This is a genomic window from Tritonibacter mobilis F1926, from assembly GCF_000376545.2.
Taxonomy (GTDB): domain Bacteria; phylum Pseudomonadota; class Alphaproteobacteria; order Rhodobacterales; family Rhodobacteraceae; genus Epibacterium; species Epibacterium mobile.
The window spans coordinates 1527438-1545680 of the sequence record NZ_CP015230.1 but is presented as its reverse complement, the minus strand read 5'-3'; the positions used below and the strand labels follow the sequence as shown (position 1 = coordinate 1545680).

21 protein-coding genes and 1 tRNA gene are annotated in these 18243 nt (G+C 58.5%); 17 read left to right on the top strand and 5 right to left on the bottom strand.

The window, feature by feature from the left end; translation table 11 throughout:
* The first annotated feature begins 53 nt into the window (after positions 1 to 53).
* A complete protein-coding gene (locus tag K529_RS07425; protein ID WP_005611296.1) occupies positions 54 to 497 on the top strand; it encodes a potassium channel family protein in 444 nt (147 codons plus the stop codon).
* A 34-nt stretch (positions 498 to 531) separates the two neighbouring features.
* A complete protein-coding gene (locus K529_RS07420; protein ID WP_005611294.1) occupies positions 532 to 1395 on the top strand; it encodes a YihY/virulence factor BrkB family protein in 864 nt (287 codons plus the stop codon).
* Between the two features lie 326 nt (positions 1396 to 1721).
* Here the strand turns inward: K529_RS07420 and K529_RS07410 are convergent, their stop codons facing one another.
* On the bottom strand, positions 1722 to 2438 hold the full coding sequence (locus K529_RS07410) for an RlmE family RNA methyltransferase (protein ID WP_005611289.1): 717 nt from the start codon (positions 2436 to 2438) through the stop codon (positions 1722 to 1724).
* A 70-nt stretch (positions 2439 to 2508) separates the two neighbouring features.
* The gene (locus K529_RS07405) at positions 2509 to 3621 is read right to left on the bottom strand and encodes a Ppx/GppA phosphatase family protein (protein WP_005611288.1); all 1113 of its coding nucleotides are present in this window, start codon (positions 3619 to 3621) and stop codon (positions 2509 to 2511) included.
* Between the two features lie 267 nt (positions 3622 to 3888).
* On the opposite strand from K529_RS07405, the gene K529_RS07400 reads away from it, so the two are divergent.
* The 3 genes from K529_RS07400 to K529_RS07390 are packed head-to-tail and all read left to right on the top strand — an operon-like array spanning position 3889 to position 6212.
* Complete coding sequence (locus K529_RS07400; RefSeq protein ID WP_005611286.1) at positions 3889 to 4185, top strand: virulence factor; 297 nt, start codon at positions 3889 to 3891, stop codon at positions 4183 to 4185.
* Between the two features lie 29 nt (positions 4186 to 4214).
* The gene (locus K529_RS07395; RefSeq protein WP_005611283.1) at positions 4215 to 5147 is read left to right on the top strand and encodes a methylenetetrahydrofolate reductase; all 933 of its coding nucleotides are present in this window, start codon (positions 4215 to 4217) and stop codon (positions 5145 to 5147) included.
* Between the two features lie 3 nt (positions 5148 to 5150).
* Entirely contained in the window at positions 5151 to 6212 is a 1062-nt protein-coding gene (locus K529_RS07390; RefSeq protein WP_005611281.1) for a methyltetrahydrofolate--corrinoid/iron-sulfur protein methyltransferase, read from the top strand.
* A 67-nt stretch (positions 6213 to 6279) separates the two neighbouring features.
* Here K529_RS07390 and K529_RS07385 read toward each other — a convergent pair whose 3' ends face one another.
* Both K529_RS07385 and K529_RS07380 read right to left on the bottom strand, forming a co-directional pair.
* Positions 6280 to 6693, bottom strand: coding sequence for a DUF1801 domain-containing protein (locus K529_RS07385; RefSeq protein ID WP_005611279.1), 414 nt, complete (start codon positions 6691 to 6693; stop codon positions 6280 to 6282).
* 121 nt (positions 6694 to 6814) lie between these two features.
* Positions 6815 to 6904 (bottom strand) — tRNA-Ser (locus K529_RS07380).
* A gap of 120 nt (positions 6905 to 7024) precedes the next feature.
* Here K529_RS07380 and K529_RS07375 point away from each other — a divergent pair.
* The 7 genes from K529_RS07375 to K529_RS07345 all read left to right on the top strand — a co-directional run bounded on the left by K529_RS07375 (position 7025) and on the right by K529_RS07345 (position 13450).
* Positions 7025 to 7900, top strand: coding sequence for a DUF2059 domain-containing protein (locus K529_RS07375; protein ID WP_005611276.1), 876 nt, complete (start codon positions 7025 to 7027; stop codon positions 7898 to 7900).
* Positions 7901 to 8133: 233 nt separating this feature from the next.
* Entirely contained in the window at positions 8134 to 8742 is a 609-nt protein-coding gene (locus K529_RS07370; protein ID WP_005611268.1) for a 50S ribosomal protein L21, read from the top strand.
* Positions 8743 to 8754: 12 nt separating this feature from the next.
* Positions 8755 to 9024 (top strand): 50S ribosomal protein L27, encoded by a 270-nt coding sequence (rpmA, locus tag K529_RS07365; RefSeq protein ID WP_005611266.1) that lies wholly within the window; start codon positions 8755 to 8757, stop codon positions 9022 to 9024.
* A gap of 227 nt (positions 9025 to 9251) precedes the next feature.
* Positions 9252 to 9788 (top strand): GNAT family N-acetyltransferase, encoded by a 537-nt coding sequence (locus K529_RS07360; protein WP_005611264.1) that lies wholly within the window; start codon positions 9252 to 9254, stop codon positions 9786 to 9788.
* 165 nt (positions 9789 to 9953) lie between these two features.
* Positions 9954 to 11000, top strand: coding sequence for a GTPase ObgE (obgE, locus tag K529_RS07355; protein ID WP_046002154.1), 1047 nt, complete (start codon positions 9954 to 9956; stop codon positions 10998 to 11000).
* On the top strand, positions 10988 to 12094 hold the full coding sequence (gene proB, locus K529_RS07350; RefSeq protein ID WP_046002155.1) for a glutamate 5-kinase: 1107 nt from the start codon (positions 10988 to 10990) through the stop codon (positions 12092 to 12094). Before obgE ends, proB begins: the two co-directional genes overlap by 13 nt.
* 90 nt (positions 12095 to 12184) lie before the next feature.
* Positions 12185 to 13450 (top strand): glutamate-5-semialdehyde dehydrogenase, encoded by a 1266-nt coding sequence (locus tag K529_RS07345; protein ID WP_046002156.1) that lies wholly within the window; start codon positions 12185 to 12187, stop codon positions 13448 to 13450.
* A 64-nt stretch (positions 13451 to 13514) separates the two neighbouring features.
* Here K529_RS07345 and K529_RS07340 read toward each other — a convergent pair whose 3' ends face one another.
* On the bottom strand, positions 13515 to 14111 hold the full coding sequence (locus K529_RS07340; protein WP_005615468.1) for a histidine phosphotransferase family protein: 597 nt from the start codon (positions 14109 to 14111) through the stop codon (positions 13515 to 13517).
* Positions 14112 to 14140: 29 nt separating this feature from the next.
* Here K529_RS07340 and K529_RS07335 point away from each other — a divergent pair, with 29 nt between their 5' ends.
* The 5 genes from K529_RS07335 (at position 14141) to tsf (ending at position 17937) form a co-directional block, all read left to right on the top strand.
* A complete protein-coding gene (locus tag K529_RS07335; RefSeq protein ID WP_005615470.1) occupies positions 14141 to 14323 on the top strand; it encodes a DUF3553 domain-containing protein in 183 nt (60 codons plus the stop codon).
* 108 nt (positions 14324 to 14431) lie between these two features.
* Positions 14432 to 15193 (top strand): GNAT family N-acetyltransferase, encoded by a 762-nt coding sequence (locus tag K529_RS07330; RefSeq protein ID WP_005615472.1) that lies wholly within the window; start codon positions 14432 to 14434, stop codon positions 15191 to 15193.
* Positions 15190 to 16041, top strand: a complete 852-nt coding sequence (locus tag K529_RS07325; RefSeq protein WP_005615474.1) for a lysophospholipid acyltransferase family protein — start codon at positions 15190 to 15192, stop codon at positions 16039 to 16041. The genes K529_RS07330 and K529_RS07325 overlap by 4 nt, the downstream gene beginning before the upstream one ends.
* Positions 16042 to 16210: 169 nt before the next feature.
* Positions 16211 to 16981 carry a 30S ribosomal protein S2 gene (gene rpsB / locus K529_RS07320; RefSeq protein WP_005615477.1) on the top strand — a complete coding sequence of 257 codons (771 nt, stop codon included), beginning with the start codon at positions 16211 to 16213 and terminating at the stop codon, positions 16979 to 16981.
* A gap of 80 nt (positions 16982 to 17061) precedes the next feature.
* Complete coding sequence (gene tsf / locus K529_RS07315) at positions 17062 to 17937, top strand: translation elongation factor Ts (protein WP_005615480.1); 876 nt, start codon at positions 17062 to 17064, stop codon at positions 17935 to 17937.
* Positions 17938 to 18243: the final 306 nt, after the last annotated feature.

The window sequence follows — 18243 nt, the reverse complement described above, 5'->3', positions numbered from 1 at the left end:
TAAGCTGCGCCATAGTGCCGCCATCCTGTCCGACCAAAGGAACCCACACCGCTATGACATTGATCGAGCAAATTTTCTGGGGCGGTCTGTTTTTGTTTGTCTGTCTGGTCCTTGAGACGATCATGCTGCTTTGGTGTGCCGATGCGTTGCAACGTCACCGCGCGCGGTTTCAGCGCTATTCCGCAATGGTGCACCAGACCGGCGTGCTTTTGATTTCTATCGGATTTGTGGTTGCGGCGCATACGGCCCAGATCTGGATCTGGTCGGCGGCCTTGCTCTTGAAGGCACAGACGTTCGAGACATGGAACACCGCAGTGTATTTTTCGGTCGCGACCTACACAACGCTGGGCTACGGCGACATTGTGCTGGATGAAGAACATCGGATTTTTGCTTCTTTTGCGGCGATGACCGGCATGTTGGCATTCGGGATCAGCACTGCTTTTTTGGTGGCGGTCATGCGTTCAGGCCTCGCTCATGGGCCGTTTCGTGATGAATAACAGGCAAAGCCTCTTTCGTTCTTAGGAGTTTACCATGGCAGCCGTGCAAAATCTCATGCAGGCAATTCGGATATTGCGCCGCGCACTTGGCCGGTTCGGCAGAAAAAATGCCTGGGTGTTGAGCAGCCACATCGCCATGTCGATGATGATGGCGCTGTTTCCATTTGTTTTGTTCACGGTTGCCCTCAGCGGGGCGATTGCCAGCCTGTTTTCGCATCGGGTGGTGGTCGACGATGTGGTCGATCTGGTGTTTGGCAGCTGGCCGCAGTCGGTGGCAGAGCCGATCACCCGCGAGGTTTACGCCGTCCTTGAAACCTCAGGCACCGGTCTGATGACGCTTGGGGGGGTGCTCGCGCTGTATTTCGCCTCTAACGGAGTTGATGCGATCCGCATAGCGATGCTCAGGGCCTATGGTCAGGAGGAAACGCGTCCGTTTTGGAAACACCGGCTGATTTCTTTGGGCTTGGTCATCATGGGCGGCGCAGGGCTCTTGCTGACGGCGGTGTTTGAGCTGTTCCTGCCCTTGGGCGCCCGTTTTGTGGCACGGTTTTTTCCCGACCTCGACTTTCTGCGGGGCTGGGAGCATGGGGCCAATGGTCTGGTGGTTGCTGTGATCCCGGTCGCGGCGGTGTTTCTCTACCATTTGGTGCTGTTGCCACGGCGCGAAACGGTTCGCCATATTCTGCCGGGCGCTGTGGTGACACTGCTGCTGTGGTGGGCCGCCGGGACAGGTTTTGCCCTCTATGTATCTAGTTTTGCAAGCTATTCTGCGACCTATGCCGGGCTGGCAGGGGCGATGGCGGCGCTGATTTTTCTCTATCTGAACGCCGCGATCCTGATCCTTGGGGCGGAAATCAATGGCGTCTTGCAAACCGACCGGCTCGCCGAGGAAGAATAGCGATATCGGCGTAAATTGTTGTGAAAGGCGCGGGTTTCGCCGCAATCCAGCCCTGCTTGCGTCGCCGTTGCTGGCCAGATCTATGTCATCAGGACAGCATGAGGCAAACTATTATGTCACATAAGGTATCAGTCAAAGGGCGTGCGCGCCTGCTTGAGCTTGCGCGAGCAAAGACTGACGGCGCCGTGTTCCGGCAATCCAAACCGGGTGAAGCGAAGCGCCATGGCGAAAAGGCTGATCTCTCGGCCTTACAAAACCTCAGGGATCTTGCAGTGCGCTCATTGCGCACGCCCTATTCGCGTCCGGTCTCGCGTTAGCCCCGGACGTCACCCCCGAAAGCCAGTGGCGATGACAAATTTTTCAGAACTATCCGCCCGCGACGAGGGAGGTTTTACGTTGGCGACGGATTTAAACTTCTGCTTCAGGAGCTTTTGCAACTCGCCCTCGGCCCCACCCGCGAGCACTTTGGCAACAAAAGTGCCGCCTTCTTCAAGCACATCAAAGGCGAAATAGGCGGCAGTCTCGCATAGGGACATGATCCGCAAGTGGTCGGTCTGTTTATGACCGGAGCTGGACGCGGCCATGTCGGACATCACCACATCGGCCTGACCGCCAAGCCATTCCTTGACCTGATCGTCAGCTCCTTCGTCCATAAAGTCGAGCTGATGAAACTCCGCGCCAGCAAGAGGTTCGACCTCTTGCAGATCGACGCCGATGAAACGTCCAATGGCTTTGCCGGATTTCTCGCCCAGCGCATTGATGCGCGGCACTGCCACCTGCGCCCAACCGCCCGGCGCACAACCCAGATCCACAACCCGCGCTCCGGGAACCAGAAAACGGTATTTGTCGTCGAGTTCCATGATCTTGAACGCCGCGCGACCGCGATACCCCTCGGCCTGTGCCCGTTTGACATAGGGGTCGTTCAACTGCCGTTGCAGCCAGCGCGTAGAACTGAGCCTGCGCCCGCGCGCGGTCTTGACCTTAACGGTCAGATCCCGCTGCCCACGGCCGGACGTGTTCTTTCCTGTCGGTTTCTTCGCCATGGTCTTTCCTCTTTCGCGTGCTCCGCAGCCTCAAGTCGCGGCTGAGGCGCTATAGCCGATCTCGCGCCGCTCAGAAAGGGCCGTCTTCCAACACGCCGTCCGCGCTCATCTGTGCATAGAGCAAGCCCTCGCGTAGACCACGATCAGCGACCGACAAACGATCCGTGGGCCAGCAGCGCAAGAGTGCCTGCAAAATAGCAGCACCGGACATAATAAGTGCCTGTCGGTCTTCGCCAATTCTTGGATCGCGACGGCGGCCTTGGGGGCCAAGTTCCAGATAGCCTCGGATCACCTTGTCGATCTGATCGGATGTCATCCGCAGCCCATCGACTTTGGTTCGGTCATAGCGCTTGAGCCCCAGATGAGAGGCCGCAACTGTCGTGACCGTGCCGGAGGTGCCGACGATCTGAAAACCTTCGCGGGCCTGTTCGTCCTTGTAGGGCGCAAAATCGGCGAGATGCTCCTCAAAATACCAGCTCATCAAGGCAAACCGCGCGGCGTCATCTTCAACATCGTTGAATTGGTCCCGAAGCGTTGCCACGCCCAGTGGAACCGAGATCCAGTCCACAACCTTGGCTGCGGGAAACGGGCTTTCAACGGTGTGAAATCCGGCATGCAACCGCATGATGGCCGAAGGGCGGTCGCGGCGCGGTACAGAGGAAATGTCGATCCAGACCAACTCGGTCGAGCCGCCGCCGATATCCACCACCAGAAGCTGTTCGGTTTTCGTCGACACCAAGGGCGCACAAGAGATCACTGCTAGACGCGCCTCTTCCTCGGGTTGGATGATATCCATCGCGAGGCCGGTTTCACGTTTGATCTGACGCATGAAATCGCGCCCGTTTTTGGCGCGGCGACAGGCTTCTGTCGCGACGAGTCGCATGCGTTTTACGCGGTTTCTGCTGATTTTCTGCTGGCAGATGCGCAGCGCCTGAATGGTGCGCGCCATGGAGGAACGTGACAACCGCCCCGTCTTTTCCAGGCCGGAGCCGAGCTGCACCGACTTGGAAAAACTATCCACCACATGGAAACCGCTGCCCTTGGGTTGGGCAATCAGCATCCTGCAACTGTTGGTGCCAAGATCCAGCGCCGCATAGAGCGCATCTGGATCTGGCCGGGCCGGTACAGGGGTCTCAACCGCTCTGGGAAACGCTCCTGTACCTTTGGAACGCCTGGGCGCCATGAATCACGCCCTCCGATTATCGTGTTGAATTCACAGTACGTCCGCGCTGGCCTCACTGCAAGGGACTGTATCGGTTCAACGGTGGGAAAGCTGGAGGCGCGCGGTGCGCGGCAATTCCAAAATTTGCAATCTGAGATCAAAGGGACAGAACCCGGCGCAAAAGTCGTAAACGTCGCTCCTCCCATCTTTGTTGTCGAAATCCGACGTACCGGACGCGAAACGTCAGACTAGAAACGCAGTACGACAGACGGAATGAGAGGAACGGCAATGCCCGACGTCACCATCGTATACTGGCGCGACATCCCGGCTCAGGTCATTGTGGGCAAGGGGCGGCGCGGTGCCAAACGCCAGCTCGAAGAACGGTTTGAGCAAGCGATTGATCGCGCAGCCATGAAGGTGAACGCCAAGGACAGCGACGCCTATCTGGCGGAGTGGCGCAAGGCCGCGCCGTTCAGTGTCGAGGGTGAGCCCGGTGATATTGCTGACTCTCAGGCCGCGCGTCTGGAGGAGGAATACGATCAAGAGCGGCTCAAGACGCTGATCGCAAACGATGGCTGGGCATGACAGCCCTCAACGGATTATGGGAGGCCGCCATGGCTTTGCTGAACTTCAAAAAACGCGCGACTGAAACTGAGGTCACTGTAAACCCGGAAGTCGAGGCGTTCTTGCAGGATTATTCGATCGAAGTGATGCCGCGCACGGCGCAAAAGGTCGAGGATTTCCGCGAGCTGCTGCCGGCGGGCACCCGCGTCTACATCGCGCATATCGAAGGCACCCCGATTGAGGATATGGTCGCCACCGCCAAGCGCCTGAATGACGAAGGCTTTCCGGTGATGCCGCATTTCCCCGCGCGGATCATCAAGGACGAGGCGACACTGGCCGATTGGATTGCGCGGTATCAGGGCGAGGCCGATGTCAAACAAGCGCTGATGCTTGCTGGCGGTGTGGCGAAACCTCACGGAGCCTTCGACAGCTCCATGCAACTGCTGGAGACCGGCCTGTTCGACAAGGCAGGTTTCACCAATCTTCATGTTGCGGGCCATCCCGAGGGCAATAAAGACATCGACCCGGATGGCTCCATGAAGAACGTCTCCGAAGCACTTCAGTGGAAACAGAAATTCTCTGAGCGTACCGATGCTAAAATGGCTCTGGCGACCCAATTCGCCTTTGAGGCCAAGCCGATTATCGCATGGGCCAATAGTCTCAAGGAGGCGGGCGTTGATCTGCCGATCCACATCGGCATCGCCGGTCCTGCGAAGCTGCAGACGCTGATCAAATTTGCGATTGCCTGCGGTGTGGGCCCCTCGCTCAAGGTGCTGCAGAAACGTGCCATGGACGTCACGAAGCTGATGCTACCCTACGAGCCGACCGATGTTCTGACCGAGCTTGCCGCCCACAAGGCTGCAAACCCTGACTTTAACATCACCAACGTCCATTTCTTCCCCCTTGGTGGTATCAAGACCAACGCCACCTGGGCCATAAACAACGGCGGCGAGTCTGCACGCCCCGCACAACAGCAAGGATAAACCATGACCCGTACTGTCGTAGAATCTAAGACAAAAACTGCTGTTCTGGGCTTTGATGAACCCTTCTGCGTGATCGGCGAACGTATCAATCCGACCGGCCGTAAGAAACTGGCTGCGGAGCTTGAAGCGGGCGACTTCTCAACCGTTGAAAAAGACGCGCTGGCGCAGGTGATGGCAGGGGCCAATATCCTCGATATCAATGCGGGTGTCGTTTACAACTCCAACCCGAACCCCAACGAGACCGAGCCGCCGCTGATGACCAAAATCGTCGAGCTGGTGCAGGGGCTTGTGGATATTCCGCTCTGCATCGACTCCTCGGTTCCCGGCGCGCTGGAGGCTGGTCTGGCTGCAGCAGAGGGGCGCCCGCTCTTGAACTCCGTCACTGGAGAGGAAGATCGTCTGGAACTGGTTCTGCCACTGGTTAAGAAGTACAATGTGCCGGTGGTCGCGATCTCCAATGACGATACCGGGATCTCTGAAGATCCAGAGGTGCGTTTTGCAGTGGCAAAGAAAATTGTCGAGCGTGCAGCCGATTTTGGCATTCCGGCCCATGATATTGTGGTCGACCCGCTGGTCATGCCGATTGGTGCGATGGCCACGGCAGGTCAGCAGGTGTTTGCCCTTGTGCGCAAACTGCGTGAAGAGCTGGGCGTGAACACCACCTGCGGTGCGTCGAATGTGTCATTTGGCTTGCCCAACCGTCACGGCATCAACAATGCGTTCCTGCCGATGGCCATGGGTGCGGGCATGACCTCTGCGATCATGAACCCGGTGGCGTTGCCAGTGACGCAAAAGGCGATTGCCGAGAAAAAAGAACAGGTGGCCGCCGCCGGTATCATCCTGCCCGAAGGTATGGATGATGAGACCTTTGTGACCATGTTCGGCCTTGGGTCCACTCTGCCGCGCGCCGGCAAGGAAATGGAGGCCATCCGCGCCGCCAACCTTCTGACCAATAACGATCCGCACGGTGGTGACTGGATCAAGTTCAACAAGGCGCCCGCCAAAGAGGGCGAAGAGGCACGCGGCCGGGGTGGCCGCTCTGGTGGCCGTCGCCGCCGCGCCTGATGCGTCCGTTCGCGCAAATGAAGCCGGGCATTCGCCCGGCTTTTTCTATTGATGCCCTTGAGTTGCATTATTTTTTCAAGTGATAGGTCAGTGCGTTACGCACCAAGATTTCCAGTTTATCCAAGGGAAGACCGTCACCTGCGCAAAAATGGAGCGCGCGGTTGCCTTCATATTGAAAATCATCCGGGAACAGGATTTGAAAATCCGTCAGAAGCGTTGTCTGACAATGGGTGTAAATGGCAAAACCGCCAGACTTGGGGATGCCCAATCGGATCGTCGAGCCCGACTTGGTCTCGGGCGTCAGATAGGCAGGTTGCCCCCATTTCAGCGCTTCACTCAGGCGGCCCACTGCCGGGGTCTTTGCGGCGGTTTCAAAGATCAGGCTGCGTAACGACAGCAGTCCAGTTCGCTCTGGTTCAGGAAACGCAGCAAATGCGGACGCGATGTCATCACTTGCAAATGAGGGGGATGAGCGCGTCATTTTGATGCCCTTTCAGCGCTTAACAACTACGCTGTGACCCTATGGGGTGATATTTCTGAAGGCAACGAAGCTGTTAGCAGGGCAAAGCCCGCACGTTTCAGCGAAATATTCAGGGAGTAAATGGCGGAGAGACAGGGATTCGAACCCTGGGTGCCCGTGAAGGCACAACGGTTTTCGAGACCGCCCCGTTCGACCACTCCGGCACCTCTCCGCGGGGGGTGTGAGGGCGTTTAAAGGTGATTTTCGCCGCGTGCAAGGGGCGATTTCACAGTTCGTTCAAGAAAGTCGAATTTTGGTTTGCGGTTAGGGTTTCTGCCCCTACATTTGCACTATGGTCAAACCGATTTCAGCGCCGCTGCGCCCCGCCGCATTTGTGACAGCCCTGTTGAAAGGGATCTTTGTTGCCGCACTTAGTATCGTGGTTCTGCACCCCGCGAAGGCAGAGGCGGCAGATCGTGCGCAGATCAAAGCCTTCCTTGAGGTGACAGGGTTTGACGTCGCACTTGATAGCATCGCGCAATCGGCGGGGGATGCGCCTAAAATTTTGGGCGCCGATGCAGGTGATTTTGGACTGGAGTGGGAGCGTCTCACCTCTGAGGTCTTTGACACAAATAAGATGCAGGCCACCGCACTGGATATTCTGGAAGAAACGCTCTCCTCCGATGCCTTATTTTTTGCGGCTGAGTTTTATGCCAGCGATTTGGGGCAGCGTCTGGTTGAGGTCGAAAATGCCTCTCATATGAATGAAGACGGCGCTGGCACCGTGGAGGCTGGCGAGCGCATCGTCAGCAAACTGGTGGCAGAGGGCGACCCGAGGGTCACGCTGTATCAGGATATGAATGTGGCCATTGGCGGCACCGAAACCGCTATTCGCGCTGTGCAAGAAATCCAGTTCCGCTTTTTGATGGCCGCGTCAGCCGCTGGCGTCATAGATATGCAGGTCGATGCTGATGGGTTGCGCGCGCTCATGAAAGCGCAAGAAGGTGAGATGCGGCGTCAGATGGCAGCATCGAGCCTTGCACAATCTGCATATATATATCGCGACTTTACGACCGATGAGGTCGCGGCTTATGTCAAAGCGCTGGAAAACCCGCTGATGCAGGAGGTCTATGAACTTCTGAATGCGATCCAATATGAAATTCAGGCCAATCGCTTTGAGGAACTCGCGCACCGTATGCGGGACCTGCAGCCCGTACAGGAGCTTTGATGTCTCATCCGGCCAGCGGCTGTGGATATTTTTGATTTGAGCCTGCGCTCTAGGGTTGACTTCTTATCTCAGTAAGGTCAAAAGCCCGCATCCCGGCCCGGACTCTCCGCGCCGGGGTTTTATTGTCATACCGTCCCGCACAAGGGGCGCGCTGTTCGAGGTGAGGGGGCGAGGCCCCGTCGCAAACACCCGAAAGGGGGCCGAAGGACGCGGGTAGAAAAGGAAAGACTGAAATGTTCGCAGTCCTTAAGACCGGCGGCAAGCAGTACAAAGTTCAGGCGGGCGATATGCTTCGCGTGGAAAAACTGGCTGCAGACGCTGGCGAAACCGTTCAATTCAATGACGTTCTGATGATCGGTGGCGATGCCCCCGTCGTTGGTGCTCCGTTTGTGTCCGGCGCTGCCGTACAGGCGGAAGTGGTCGAACAGATCAAAGGTGACAAGGTCATCAACTTCGTCAAGCGTCGTCGTAAGCACTCCTCCAAGCGTACTGTCGGTCACCGTCAGAAGCTGACCCTGGTCAAGATCACCGAGATCCTGTCCTCTGGTGCGGATGCGTCCGGCGTGAAAGTGGCAACCGGTAAAGGCGATGCGGCTCCTGCTGCGAAAGCCGCGCCGAAAGCCAAGGCTGCCAAAGCTGCTGCACCCGCAGCAGCTACTGGTTCCGACGATCTGACCCAGCTGACCGGTGTTGGCCCTGCCGCCGCCAAGAAGCTGGAGGCCGCTGGCCTCACCACCTTCGCTCAGATCGCAGCCTTGTCCGAAGCGGATATTGCTGGTATCGACGCCGTCAAGATCAAACCCGAGTGGGTTGAGCAGGCCAAAGAGCTGGCTCAAGGCTAAGGAGAGACAAGAATGGCACATAAAAAAGCTGGCGGTTCGTCCCGTAACGGTCGCGACTCCGCAGGTCGTCGTCTTGGCGTGAAACTTTATGGTGGTCAGTCTGCAATCGCGGGCAACATCATCGTGCGTCAGCGCGGCACCAAGTTCTGGCCGGGCGAAGGCGTTGGTATTGGCAAAGATCACACCATCTTTGCGACCGCCAACGGCAACGTGACCTTCCACAAGGGCCTCAAAGGCCGCACCTTTATTTCGGTTCTCCCGGCGGCGGAGGCCGCTGAGTAAACCGAACCCAAAGGGTAATAAAATCTTCAGGGGGATCGGTTAAAAGACCGGTCCCTCTTTTCGTTTTTGGATGGACCTGTCGGATCGTAACGCAAGTGCGTGAAAACGTGACTTGTTTGTCGTTCTGGCACTTCCCATCTCATCGGCAAGGGGATGGAGGAGCACAAGTCCCCAGAATACCTGAGTGTATTTGCCGAAGTTTGAGTTTCTTGAGGAGGAGCGTGGTTATGGGTTTGGACCAAACGGATCAGCAAGCCATCATTGAGGCAGATCGCTTTGATCTGCGGCCTTTGCGTCCGTCGGATGCAGGTCTGATTGAACACTACGCCGGAGATGCGCGCATCGCCAAGATGACCGCGCCGATCCCGCATCCCTATCCGCCGGGCGCGGCTGAGGCCTATGTCAAACGCGGCATTGAGGCCGAGCAGGGGGAGTTTATCTGGGCGATGGATGGCACCAAGGATGGCAGCCCGGAACTGATGGGGGTGATCTCGCTGAAATCCATGGATCGCAACCAGTCCGAGGTTGGCTATTGGGTTGCGCCGCCGTTCTGGAATACCGGGCTTGCGTCGATGGCAGTTCAGTTGCTGGTAGAGGCCAACCCCTTGGGCGATGCAACGATGTTTGCAAGCGTGTTTCAGGACAACCCGGCGTCGGCGCGGGTGCTTGCGCATTGCGGATTTGAGTATCTTGGCGATGCAGAGGATTTCTGCGTTGCGCGTGACGCAAATGTTCCAACTTGGACCTACAGCCGCAAGCTCTGATCCAGAGGTCAAAGGCAACACCACTCGCGGGCGCGTCATCGGACGGGTCCGCGTTTTTGTGTCTCGCCTCGCAGATCGGCCATGCAGGCAGAACAACAGACGCAGGGTTGAGCCATCCCCTGAATTAAAGTATTGGCGATCCAACTCGAACACAGAGGCTTACTCATGAAATTCCTCGATCTGGCAAAGGTCTACATTCGCTCCGGCGCCGGCGGGAACGGTTGCGTCAGTTTCCGGCGCGAGAAATACATCGAATACGGTGGCCCCGATGGCGGTGACGGCGGCAAGGGCGGCTCGGTCTGGGCCGAGGCCGTGGATGGGCTGAACACGCTTATCGATTTCCGCTACCAGCAGCATTTCTTTGCAAAAAACGGCCAGTCCGGCATGGGGCGTCAGCGCTCCGGCAAGGACGGTGACGATATTATTTTGCGGGTTCCCGTGGGCACCGAGATCCTCGACGAGGACGAAGAAACAGTTCTGGCCGACCTGACCGAAATCGGCGAGCGCGTGCTGCTGGCCAAGGGCGGCAATGGTGGTTTTGGCAACCTGCATTTTAAGTCCTCCACCAACCAAGCACCTCGGCGGGCGAATTCCGGTCAGGAATGTATTGAGCGCACAATCTGGCTGCGGCTGAAGCTGATCGCGGATGCTGGACTTTTGGGTCTGCCGAACGCGGGCAAGTCGACGTTCCTGTCGTCCACATCCAACGCGCGGCCGAAGATTGCCGACTATCCCTTCACCACACTGCACCCGAACCTCGGGGTGGTGGGGATTGATAACACTGAATTCGTGATGGCGGATATTCCCGGCCTGATCGAAGGCGCGCACGAGGGCCGTGGCATCGGTGACCGCTTCCTTGGCCATGTGGAACGCTGCGCGGTGTTGCTGCATCTGGTCGACGGCACATCTGAAACCGTGGCCGAGGACTACCGCACCATCATCAATGAGCTTGAGGCCTATGGCGGTGAGCTTGCCAATAAGCCCCGGGTGACGGCGCTCAACAAGATCGACGCGCTGGATGACGAGGAACGTGCCGAGGCGCGTGCCGCGCTTGAGGCTGAGGTGGGCGCACCGGTGCGGATCATGTCCAGCGTCAGCCGCGAGGGTCTTGACGAGGTGCTGCGGGCCGTACGGGCCGAGATCGACGATGACCGCCTGCGGATCAAACAGGCGGAGGCGTCCGAGGAGGAGGACACCCCTTGGCAGCCCTAAACACGGCGCGTCGTGTCGTCATCAAGATCGGCTCTGCACTGCTGGTGGATCGCACCAGCGGCGCGTTGCGGCAGGACTGGCTCCTGTCGCTGGCGCAGGATGTTGCGCGCCTGAAAGAGCAGGGCAAGGATGTGATCCTCGTGTCCTCGGGGTCGATTGCGCTGGGGCGCGGCGCATTGGGTTTGCCCCGCACCGAGTTACCGCTGGAGCAATCGCAGGCTGCCGCTGCCGTGGGCCAAATCCGCCTCGCGCGCGCCTACGAGGAGGCGCTGGCCCCGCATGGCATCACCACCGCGCAGGTTTTGGTGACGTTGGAGGACAGCGAAAACCGTCGCCGTTATCTAAATTCCCGCGCTACGCTCGAGACGCTGATCGGGCTGGGCGCGGTGCCCATCGTCAATGAAAACGACACCATCGCCACTGACGAGATCCGCTATGGCGACAATGATCGCCTCGCCGCGCAGGTCGCGGTGACGGTGGAAGCGGACGTCTTGATCCTTCTGTCGGATGTGGATGGGTTCTACAGCGCCAATCCGGCGCTTGATCCGCAGGCCAAACGGTTTGATCGGATCGATACCATCACGCCTGAAATTGAGGCGATGGCGGGCGACGGGGTGTCGGGGCTGTCCAAGGGCGGCATGATCACCAAACTGCTGGCAGCCAAGATGGCGACCGCCGCGGGCTGTGCCATGGCGATCAGCGAAGGCTCGGTGATGTCTCCGGTCGCAGCGCTTGAGGCGGGTGCGCCCTCGACGTGGTTCAGCGCTCAAGGTGATCCGCGAGTGGCGCGCAAACGCTGGATCGCCGCCATGAAGACCCGTGGTGTGATCACTGTGGACGAGGGCGCCGCCAAGGCGCTGCAAAATGGAAACAGTCTGCTGCCCGCTGGGGTGCGTCATGTGGAGGGTGACTTTGGCCGCGGGGATCCGCTGGCCATCCTCGGCCCAGACGGGCGCAAACTGGGTCAGGGGCTCAGCCGGTACACGGCAGAGGAAGCCCGTGCCATCCAGGGGCATCGCTCCGCTGACATCGAGGGCATCCTTGGCTATGCGGGGCGCGCGGCCTTGATCCATCGGGATGACATGGCGCTTTGATCCTGTCATTCTGAGCATGCGAGATTTCCCGCCGCCACGCGACGTGGCGGTGCGGCTCGGACCCCGCCTGGGGAAGCAAAGGGCAAAGACATGAAAGATCTGGAAAATATTCCCGCGCTGATGACAGACATCGGCACGCGCGCCAAAGCGGCTGCGCAACAACTCGCCACCGCCAGCGCCGCACAGAAAGAACAGGCTCTGACCGCTGCCGCAGATGAAGTCTGGGCCAAGCGCGAAGACATTATCGCTGCCAATGCCAAGGATCTGGAGTTTGGCCGCGAAAAGGGGCTGTCCTCTGCGATGATGGACCGGCTGATGCTGGATGAGGCGCGTATTCAGGGCATCGTCGATGGTTTGCGCGCTGTTGCGGCGCAGGATGACCCCGTCGGTGCGGTGATGGAAGAATGGACGCAACCCACCGGCCTGCGTATCCAACGCGTGCGCACCCCGCTTGGGGTGATCGGCGTGATCTACGAAAGCCGCCCCAATGTGACCGCGGACGCGGGCGCGCTGTGCCTCAAATCCGGCAACGCGGTGATCCTGCGCGGCGGCTCTGAGAGTCTGCATTCAGCGCAGGCGATCCATGGCTGTCTGGCCGCCGGGCTGCGAACTGCAGGTTTGCCCGAGGACGCCGTGCAACTGGTGCCGACCCGTGATCGCGCGGCGGTGCAGGAGCTTTTGACCATGACCGACTACGTGGATGTGATCGTTCCGCGTGGCGGCAAGGGGCTGGTGGGGCTGGTGCAGCGCGAGGCCCGCGTACCGGTCTTTGCCCATCTTGAGGGCATCGTACACATCTACATCGACAAACACGCCGACCGCAAAAAGGCGATCGATGTGGTCCTGAACGCCAAGACCCGGCGCACCGGCATCTGCGGCGCTGCGGAGTGCCTGCTGATCCATCAGGATATTGCCGAGACCATCGGCAAGGACGTGCTGGACCTGCTCGCTATGGGCGGGGTGGAAATCCACGCCGAAGAGGGCTTGCCCGGCCCGGATAGCATGCAGGCCGCGACGTCCGAGGATTGGGGTAAGGAATACCTCGATGCGATTATCGCCGCCAAAAAAGTGGCAAGCATCGACGAGGCGATTGCCCATATCCGCACCTATCACTCGGCCCACACCGATTGCATCATTACCGAGGATAACGCAGCCGTGGCGCAGTTCTTCGCGGAGCTGGACAGCGCCATCCTGATGCACAATGCCTCCACCCAGTTTGCCGATGGCGGCGAGTTCGGCATGGGGGCGGAGATCGGCATTGCCACCGGCAAGATGCATGCCCGTGGTCCGGTCGGGGCGACGCAGCTTACCAGTTTCAAATATCTGGTGCGCGGCGACGGCACCGTGCGCAAATAGTCCCGCAAATAAGAAACGCCGCTGAGATGATCAGCGGCGTTTTTCATAGTGCAATCAGGATCGCTTAGAAGCTGATCGAGATCTTCTCTGCCGATTGGCTGAACGACAGCTGACGACCGGCCTCTTTGGCCGCTTCGGGCAGCAGCGCAAATTGCACCAGTGCCGGGGTAATCTCGACTTTGGGTGCGTCTGACGCAAGACCAGACCAAAGATCTTCGTCGACATTGATCTTGCGACCTTCGCCTGTCACGGTCCAGCCGTCGGTGCTGCGTAGGATCTGGATGCTGCCGCCATAGGGAAGCGCACTCTCAAGACAGAGACCGGCGAGAAACGCCATACGAACATCGCGCCGCGCTGCCGCCTCTTGTGAGGACCAGTTATATTTGATGCGCCCACCTTTGCTGACATCACCGAGCACGCTCATGATTTCCATCCGGCCTAGCTCCTGTTCGCCCGCGGAACCAAAGGCCACGCGGAAAAAGCGAATACGGGCGTTGGCGTTATTCACACTGTCGGAGATCAGCTCCAGCTCTGGACCTTCCAACGAGTTGGACATGCCGAGCAGTTCCAGACCGTTGTTAATCGCCCCGACAGGGCTGATCAGATCGTGACAAATTCGTGAGCCTACCAATGCGGCCAGATTGGCGTTATCTACACTCATAACTTTCCTCCAATAGGGCCACTCAAACTATGAATGACCTCAATGCGATCCTGGCACCCGGCATGTTTGTCCGACATCCCAACCACCCGGACTGGGGCTTGGGGCAAGTACAGTCAAACGTGGGCGGCAAGATCACTGTCAATTTTCCCGACCAGGGCAAAGTCGTCTTTGACGGCGCGCGTATTGCCCTTGTTCCAGTCTTTGATCCGTAAAAACGGTTTATGAAAGGTTAACCAAACGCATACAAGTGTGCATAAATCTTGCGCGCGAATATGCCGATGGGCTATTTGCCCGCCACAAATCAAGGGTAGAGCAGAACCATGCACGACGGCGCGCCACAGTTTTCCGTGCGGATGGCGGAAACCGATGAAGATCTAAGAGCGGCGCAAGCTCTGCGCTATGAGGTGTTCGTGCGCGAGCTTGGCGGCAGTGGCGATCTGGTGGATCATGATGCGGGCCTCGAGCAGGACCAGTTTGATCCATACTTCGATCATATGCTGGTCAGCGACGATACCTCTGGCGAAGTGGTCGGTGTTTACCGGCTTTTGCGCAGCGATCAGGCGGAACGTCAGGGGCGGTTTTATTCCGAAGATGAATATGACCTCACGCCGCTGCGCCAATCCGGTCGTAAATTGCTGGAGTTGGGGAGGTCTTGTCTACATGCCGACTATCGCGGCGGCATGGCGATGTTTCACCTCTGGAACGGGCTTGCGGCCTATGTCGCGGACCATGAAATTGATGTGCTCTTTGGGGTGGCTTCCTTTCATGGCACCGACGCGTCGTCGCTTCGGCAACCCTTGTCGATGCTCCATGCCAACCACCTCGCGCCCGAAGATTTGCGCGTAAAGTCAAAGGTCTACCAGTCGATGGATCTGCTGGGGGCCGATCAGATTGATCGCCGCACCGCGATGCTGGAGACACCCGCGCTGATCAAGGCCTATCTCAGGCTTGGTGGTTTCGTTGGCGATGGCGCTTATGTGGATCATGAATTCAACACGACGGATGTCTGTTTGATCCTCGACACGGCGCGGATGAATGAACGCCAGAGCCGTATTTACACGCGTGGAACCACCACAGGATGAGTGTCAGCTGGCACAGTGAAACACCACCTGAGCAGATCCGTATCTCTGCGATGGGATGGGTCAGGGTCGTGCTGCGCGGGGTGGTACTGGCGACTTTGGTCTTTGGCTGCCTTGCGCTTCTCTTGTTGGTGCGGCTGTTTGAGAGGCCGATGTGTGGCGTAAAACGCCCCATGACGCCCTATATTACGATGTTTGTTTGCCGAAACGCGTTTCGCATTCTGGGCATGGGGTTCAGCTCCACGGGGGCGCAGATGCGTGAACCCGGCATCGTTGTGGCCAATCATTCCTCGTGGCTCGATATTTTTGCGCTCAATGCCAAAAAACGCATCTATTTCGTCTCAAAGTCCGAAGTCGCAGGCTGGCCCGGCATTGGTTGGCTCGCGAGGGCGACGGGTACGGTGTTTATTGAACGAAACCGCGCCAAGGCCAGCGAGCAAAAAGCGCTCTTTGCGGAGCGGTTGAAAGCGGGTCACAAGCTGCTGTTTTTCCCAGAAGGAACCTCCACCGATGGGCGGCGGGTGCTGCCGTTCAAGACCACATTGTTTGCATCGCTCTTTGAGGATGATCTGCGGGATCTCTTATACGTGCAGCCGGTCTCTGTGGTGTTTCACGCTCCCCATGGCCGAGAGCCGCGTTTTTACGGCTGGTGGGGCGATATGGATTTTGGCTCGCATCTCCTGAAAGTGCTGTCCGCAGAGGCGCAGGGCAGGGTAGAGCTGCGTTACCATGCGCCGGTCCGCGTTGCCCATTTTGCAAATCGCAAGGCGTTGGCCGCTCATTGCGAAGAGATCGTTCGCGAGGGGCATGATACACTCACGGCGGAGGGCGAACCGCTGCTTGATGGGTGAGGGGCGCGCTTTTGCGCTTGCGCTGTTTGCGAAGCTGCCTTATACGCGCGCCATCGAACCCGCAGGCGGGGTTTGGCCTGTTCAGGGGAGACATCCCTGACAGACCGCCGGTTGGACACATATGTGTCTGAACCCCCGCTAAGGATAAAACCGGAAAGGAAAGAATAGCATGGCTCTTCCCGAGTTCACCATGCGTCAGCTGCTGGAAGCTGGCGTTCACTTTGGTCACCAGACTCAGCGTTGGAACCCCCGCATGGGGCCGTTCATCTACGGCGCGCGCAACGGCATCCACATCATGGACCTCACGCAGACTGTTCCGATGCTGGACCAGGCTCTGACCGCGATCCGTGACACCGTTGCCAAAGGTGGCCGCGTTCTCTTCGTTGGTACCAAGCGTCAGGCCGCAGCGCCGATCGCAGAAGCCGCAGAGAAATCCGCTCAGTACTACATGAACCACCGCTGGCTCGGTGGCACGCTGACCAACTGGAAAACCGTTTCCCAGTCGATCAACCGCCTGAAGGAAATCGACGAGCGTATGGCTGCGGGTGCCGACGGCCTGACCAAGAAAGAGCGTCTGGGCATGGAGCGTGACCAAGAGAAGCTGCAAGCGTCTCTCGGCGGTATCCGTGACATGGGCGGCGTTCCTGACCTGCTGTTCGTCATCGACGTGAAAAAAGAAGCACTGGCCATCGCAGAAGCCAACAAACTGGGTATTCCGGTTGTGGCGATTGTCGACACCAACTGCTCCCCCGATGGTGTCGACTACATCATCCCGGGCAACGATGACGCAGCGCGCGCGATCTCGCTCTACTGCGATCTGGTTGCACGTGCAGCACTGGACGGCATGTCCGCTCAGCTCGGCGCTGCCGGTGTTGACCTCGGTGCTCTGGAAGAAGCACCTGTCGAGGAAGCCGTCGCTGAAGAAGCAGCTGACGCCTGATCTGACAGCGTGTCATCGATTTGACATGTGGGGCAGGGTAGACCTGCCCCAAACCGCATTTGACTTGAGGAGAGCCTAAGATGGCAATCACTGCAGCAATGGTGAAAGAACTGCGCGAATCCACCGGCGCAGGCATGATGGACGCGAAAAAAGCACTGGTCGAAAACGACGGCGACATGGAAGCTGCCGTTGACTGGCTGCGCACCAAGGGCCTCGCAAAAGCGGCCAAGAAATCCGGCCGTACTGCCGCAGAAGGCCTCGTGGCCGTGGTCGTCGACGGCGGCAAAGGTGTTGCTGTTGAGGTGAACTCCGAAACCGACTTCGTTGCGAAAAACGGCGAGTTCCAGTCCATGGTTGCTGGCATTGCCAAAGCAGCCCTGTCCGTGAACACCGTTGAAGAGCTGGCAGAGGCGGATCTGGGCGGCAAAACCGTTGCCACCACCCTGACCGACAAGATCGCCACCATCGGTGAGAACATGACCCTGCGCCGCATGGCGAAGCTGGAAGGCGAAACCGTTGTGTCCTACGTGCACAACGCAGCTGCCGACGGCATGGGCAAAATCGGCGTTCTGGTTGCAATGACCGGTGGCGATGAGGCGATTGGCAAGCAGGTCGCGATGCACATCGCAGCTGTGAACCCGGCCGCTCTCTCTGAGGCAGATCTGGATCCGGCCATCGTCGAAAAAGAGCGTCAGGTTCAAATCGACATCGCCCGTGAATCCGGCAAGCCGGAGCAGGTCATCGAGAAGATGATCGACGGTCGCATGAAGAAATTCGTTGCCGAATCCACCCTGCTGAACCAGCAGTTCGTGGTGAACCCGGACCTGACCGTGGAAGCCGCAGCCAAGGAAGCGGGCGCCACCATCACCGGCTTTGTCCGTGTGGAAGTTGGCGAAGGCATCGAAGTCGAAAAAGAAGACTTCGCAGCCGAAGTGGCGAAAGCCGCTCAGGGCTAATCGCCTCAGCGCGTATTGCTCAGCAAGAAATACCAAACGCCCCCGTCGCCTGCCTGGCTTCGGGGGCGTTATTCGTTTGAGATGCAAAAATGTAAACTACAGCTGCGCTGGCTGCGGTTGTGACGCAGCAGAGAATATCTGTTTGAAAAGAGTTGGTTCCGGTCATCGGTGCGGAAAAATACACACCAATAACCGGACAGGTCAGAGAGCCCTGTCAATATCAGGGGTCGTTTCCCAAAGTTCCCAGGCTTAGCCACCACTCACGGAACGTCGCTATCCTGAGGGCTAGAGGACTTTCCGTAAAGT

What these genes read in the sequence shown, in the direction of transcription:
- K529_RS07425 (WP_005611296.1), top strand. Translation starts at nt 54, where the DNA reads ATGACATTGATCGAGCAAATTTTCTGGGGCGGTCTGTTTTTGTTTGTC.
- K529_RS07420 (WP_005611294.1), top strand. Translation starts at nt 532, where the DNA reads ATGGCAGCCGTGCAAAATCTCATGCAGGCAATTCGGATATTGCGCCGC.
- K529_RS07410 (WP_005611289.1), bottom strand. Translation starts at nt 2,438, where the DNA reads ATGGCGAAGAAACCGACAGGAAAGAACACGTCCGGCCGTGGGCAGCGG.
- K529_RS07405 (WP_005611288.1), bottom strand. Translation starts at nt 3,621, where the DNA reads ATGGCGCCCAGGCGTTCCAAAGGTACAGGAGCGTTTCCCAGAGCGGTT.
- K529_RS07400 (WP_005611286.1), top strand. Translation starts at nt 3,889, where the DNA reads ATGCCCGACGTCACCATCGTATACTGGCGCGACATCCCGGCTCAGGTC.
- K529_RS07395 (WP_005611283.1), top strand. Translation starts at nt 4,215, where the DNA reads ATGGCTTTGCTGAACTTCAAAAAACGCGCGACTGAAACTGAGGTCACT.
- K529_RS07390 (WP_005611281.1), top strand. Translation starts at nt 5,151, where the DNA reads ATGACCCGTACTGTCGTAGAATCTAAGACAAAAACTGCTGTTCTGGGC.
- K529_RS07385 (WP_005611279.1), bottom strand. Translation starts at nt 6,693, where the DNA reads ATGACGCGCTCATCCCCCTCATTTGCAAGTGATGACATCGCGTCCGCA.
- K529_RS07375 (WP_005611276.1), top strand. Translation starts at nt 7,025, where the DNA reads ATGGTCAAACCGATTTCAGCGCCGCTGCGCCCCGCCGCATTTGTGACA.
- K529_RS07370 (WP_005611268.1), top strand. Translation starts at nt 8,134, where the DNA reads ATGTTCGCAGTCCTTAAGACCGGCGGCAAGCAGTACAAAGTTCAGGCG.
- rpmA (WP_005611266.1), top strand. Translation starts at nt 8,755, where the DNA reads ATGGCACATAAAAAAGCTGGCGGTTCGTCCCGTAACGGTCGCGACTCC.
- K529_RS07360 (WP_005611264.1), top strand. Translation starts at nt 9,252, where the DNA reads ATGGGTTTGGACCAAACGGATCAGCAAGCCATCATTGAGGCAGATCGC.
- obgE (WP_046002154.1), top strand. Translation starts at nt 9,954, where the DNA reads ATGAAATTCCTCGATCTGGCAAAGGTCTACATTCGCTCCGGCGCCGGC.
- K529_RS07345 (WP_046002156.1), top strand. Translation starts at nt 12,185, where the DNA reads ATGAAAGATCTGGAAAATATTCCCGCGCTGATGACAGACATCGGCACG.
- K529_RS07340 (WP_005615468.1), bottom strand. Translation starts at nt 14,111, where the DNA reads ATGAGTGTAGATAACGCCAATCTGGCCGCATTGGTAGGCTCACGAATT.
- K529_RS07335 (WP_005615470.1), top strand. Translation starts at nt 14,141, where the DNA reads ATGAATGACCTCAATGCGATCCTGGCACCCGGCATGTTTGTCCGACAT.
- K529_RS07330 (WP_005615472.1), top strand. Translation starts at nt 14,432, where the DNA reads ATGCACGACGGCGCGCCACAGTTTTCCGTGCGGATGGCGGAAACCGAT.
- K529_RS07325 (WP_005615474.1), top strand. Translation starts at nt 15,190, where the DNA reads ATGAGTGTCAGCTGGCACAGTGAAACACCACCTGAGCAGATCCGTATC.
- rpsB (WP_005615477.1), top strand. Translation starts at nt 16,211, where the DNA reads ATGGCTCTTCCCGAGTTCACCATGCGTCAGCTGCTGGAAGCTGGCGTT.
- tsf (WP_005615480.1), top strand. Translation starts at nt 17,062, where the DNA reads ATGGCAATCACTGCAGCAATGGTGAAAGAACTGCGCGAATCCACCGGC.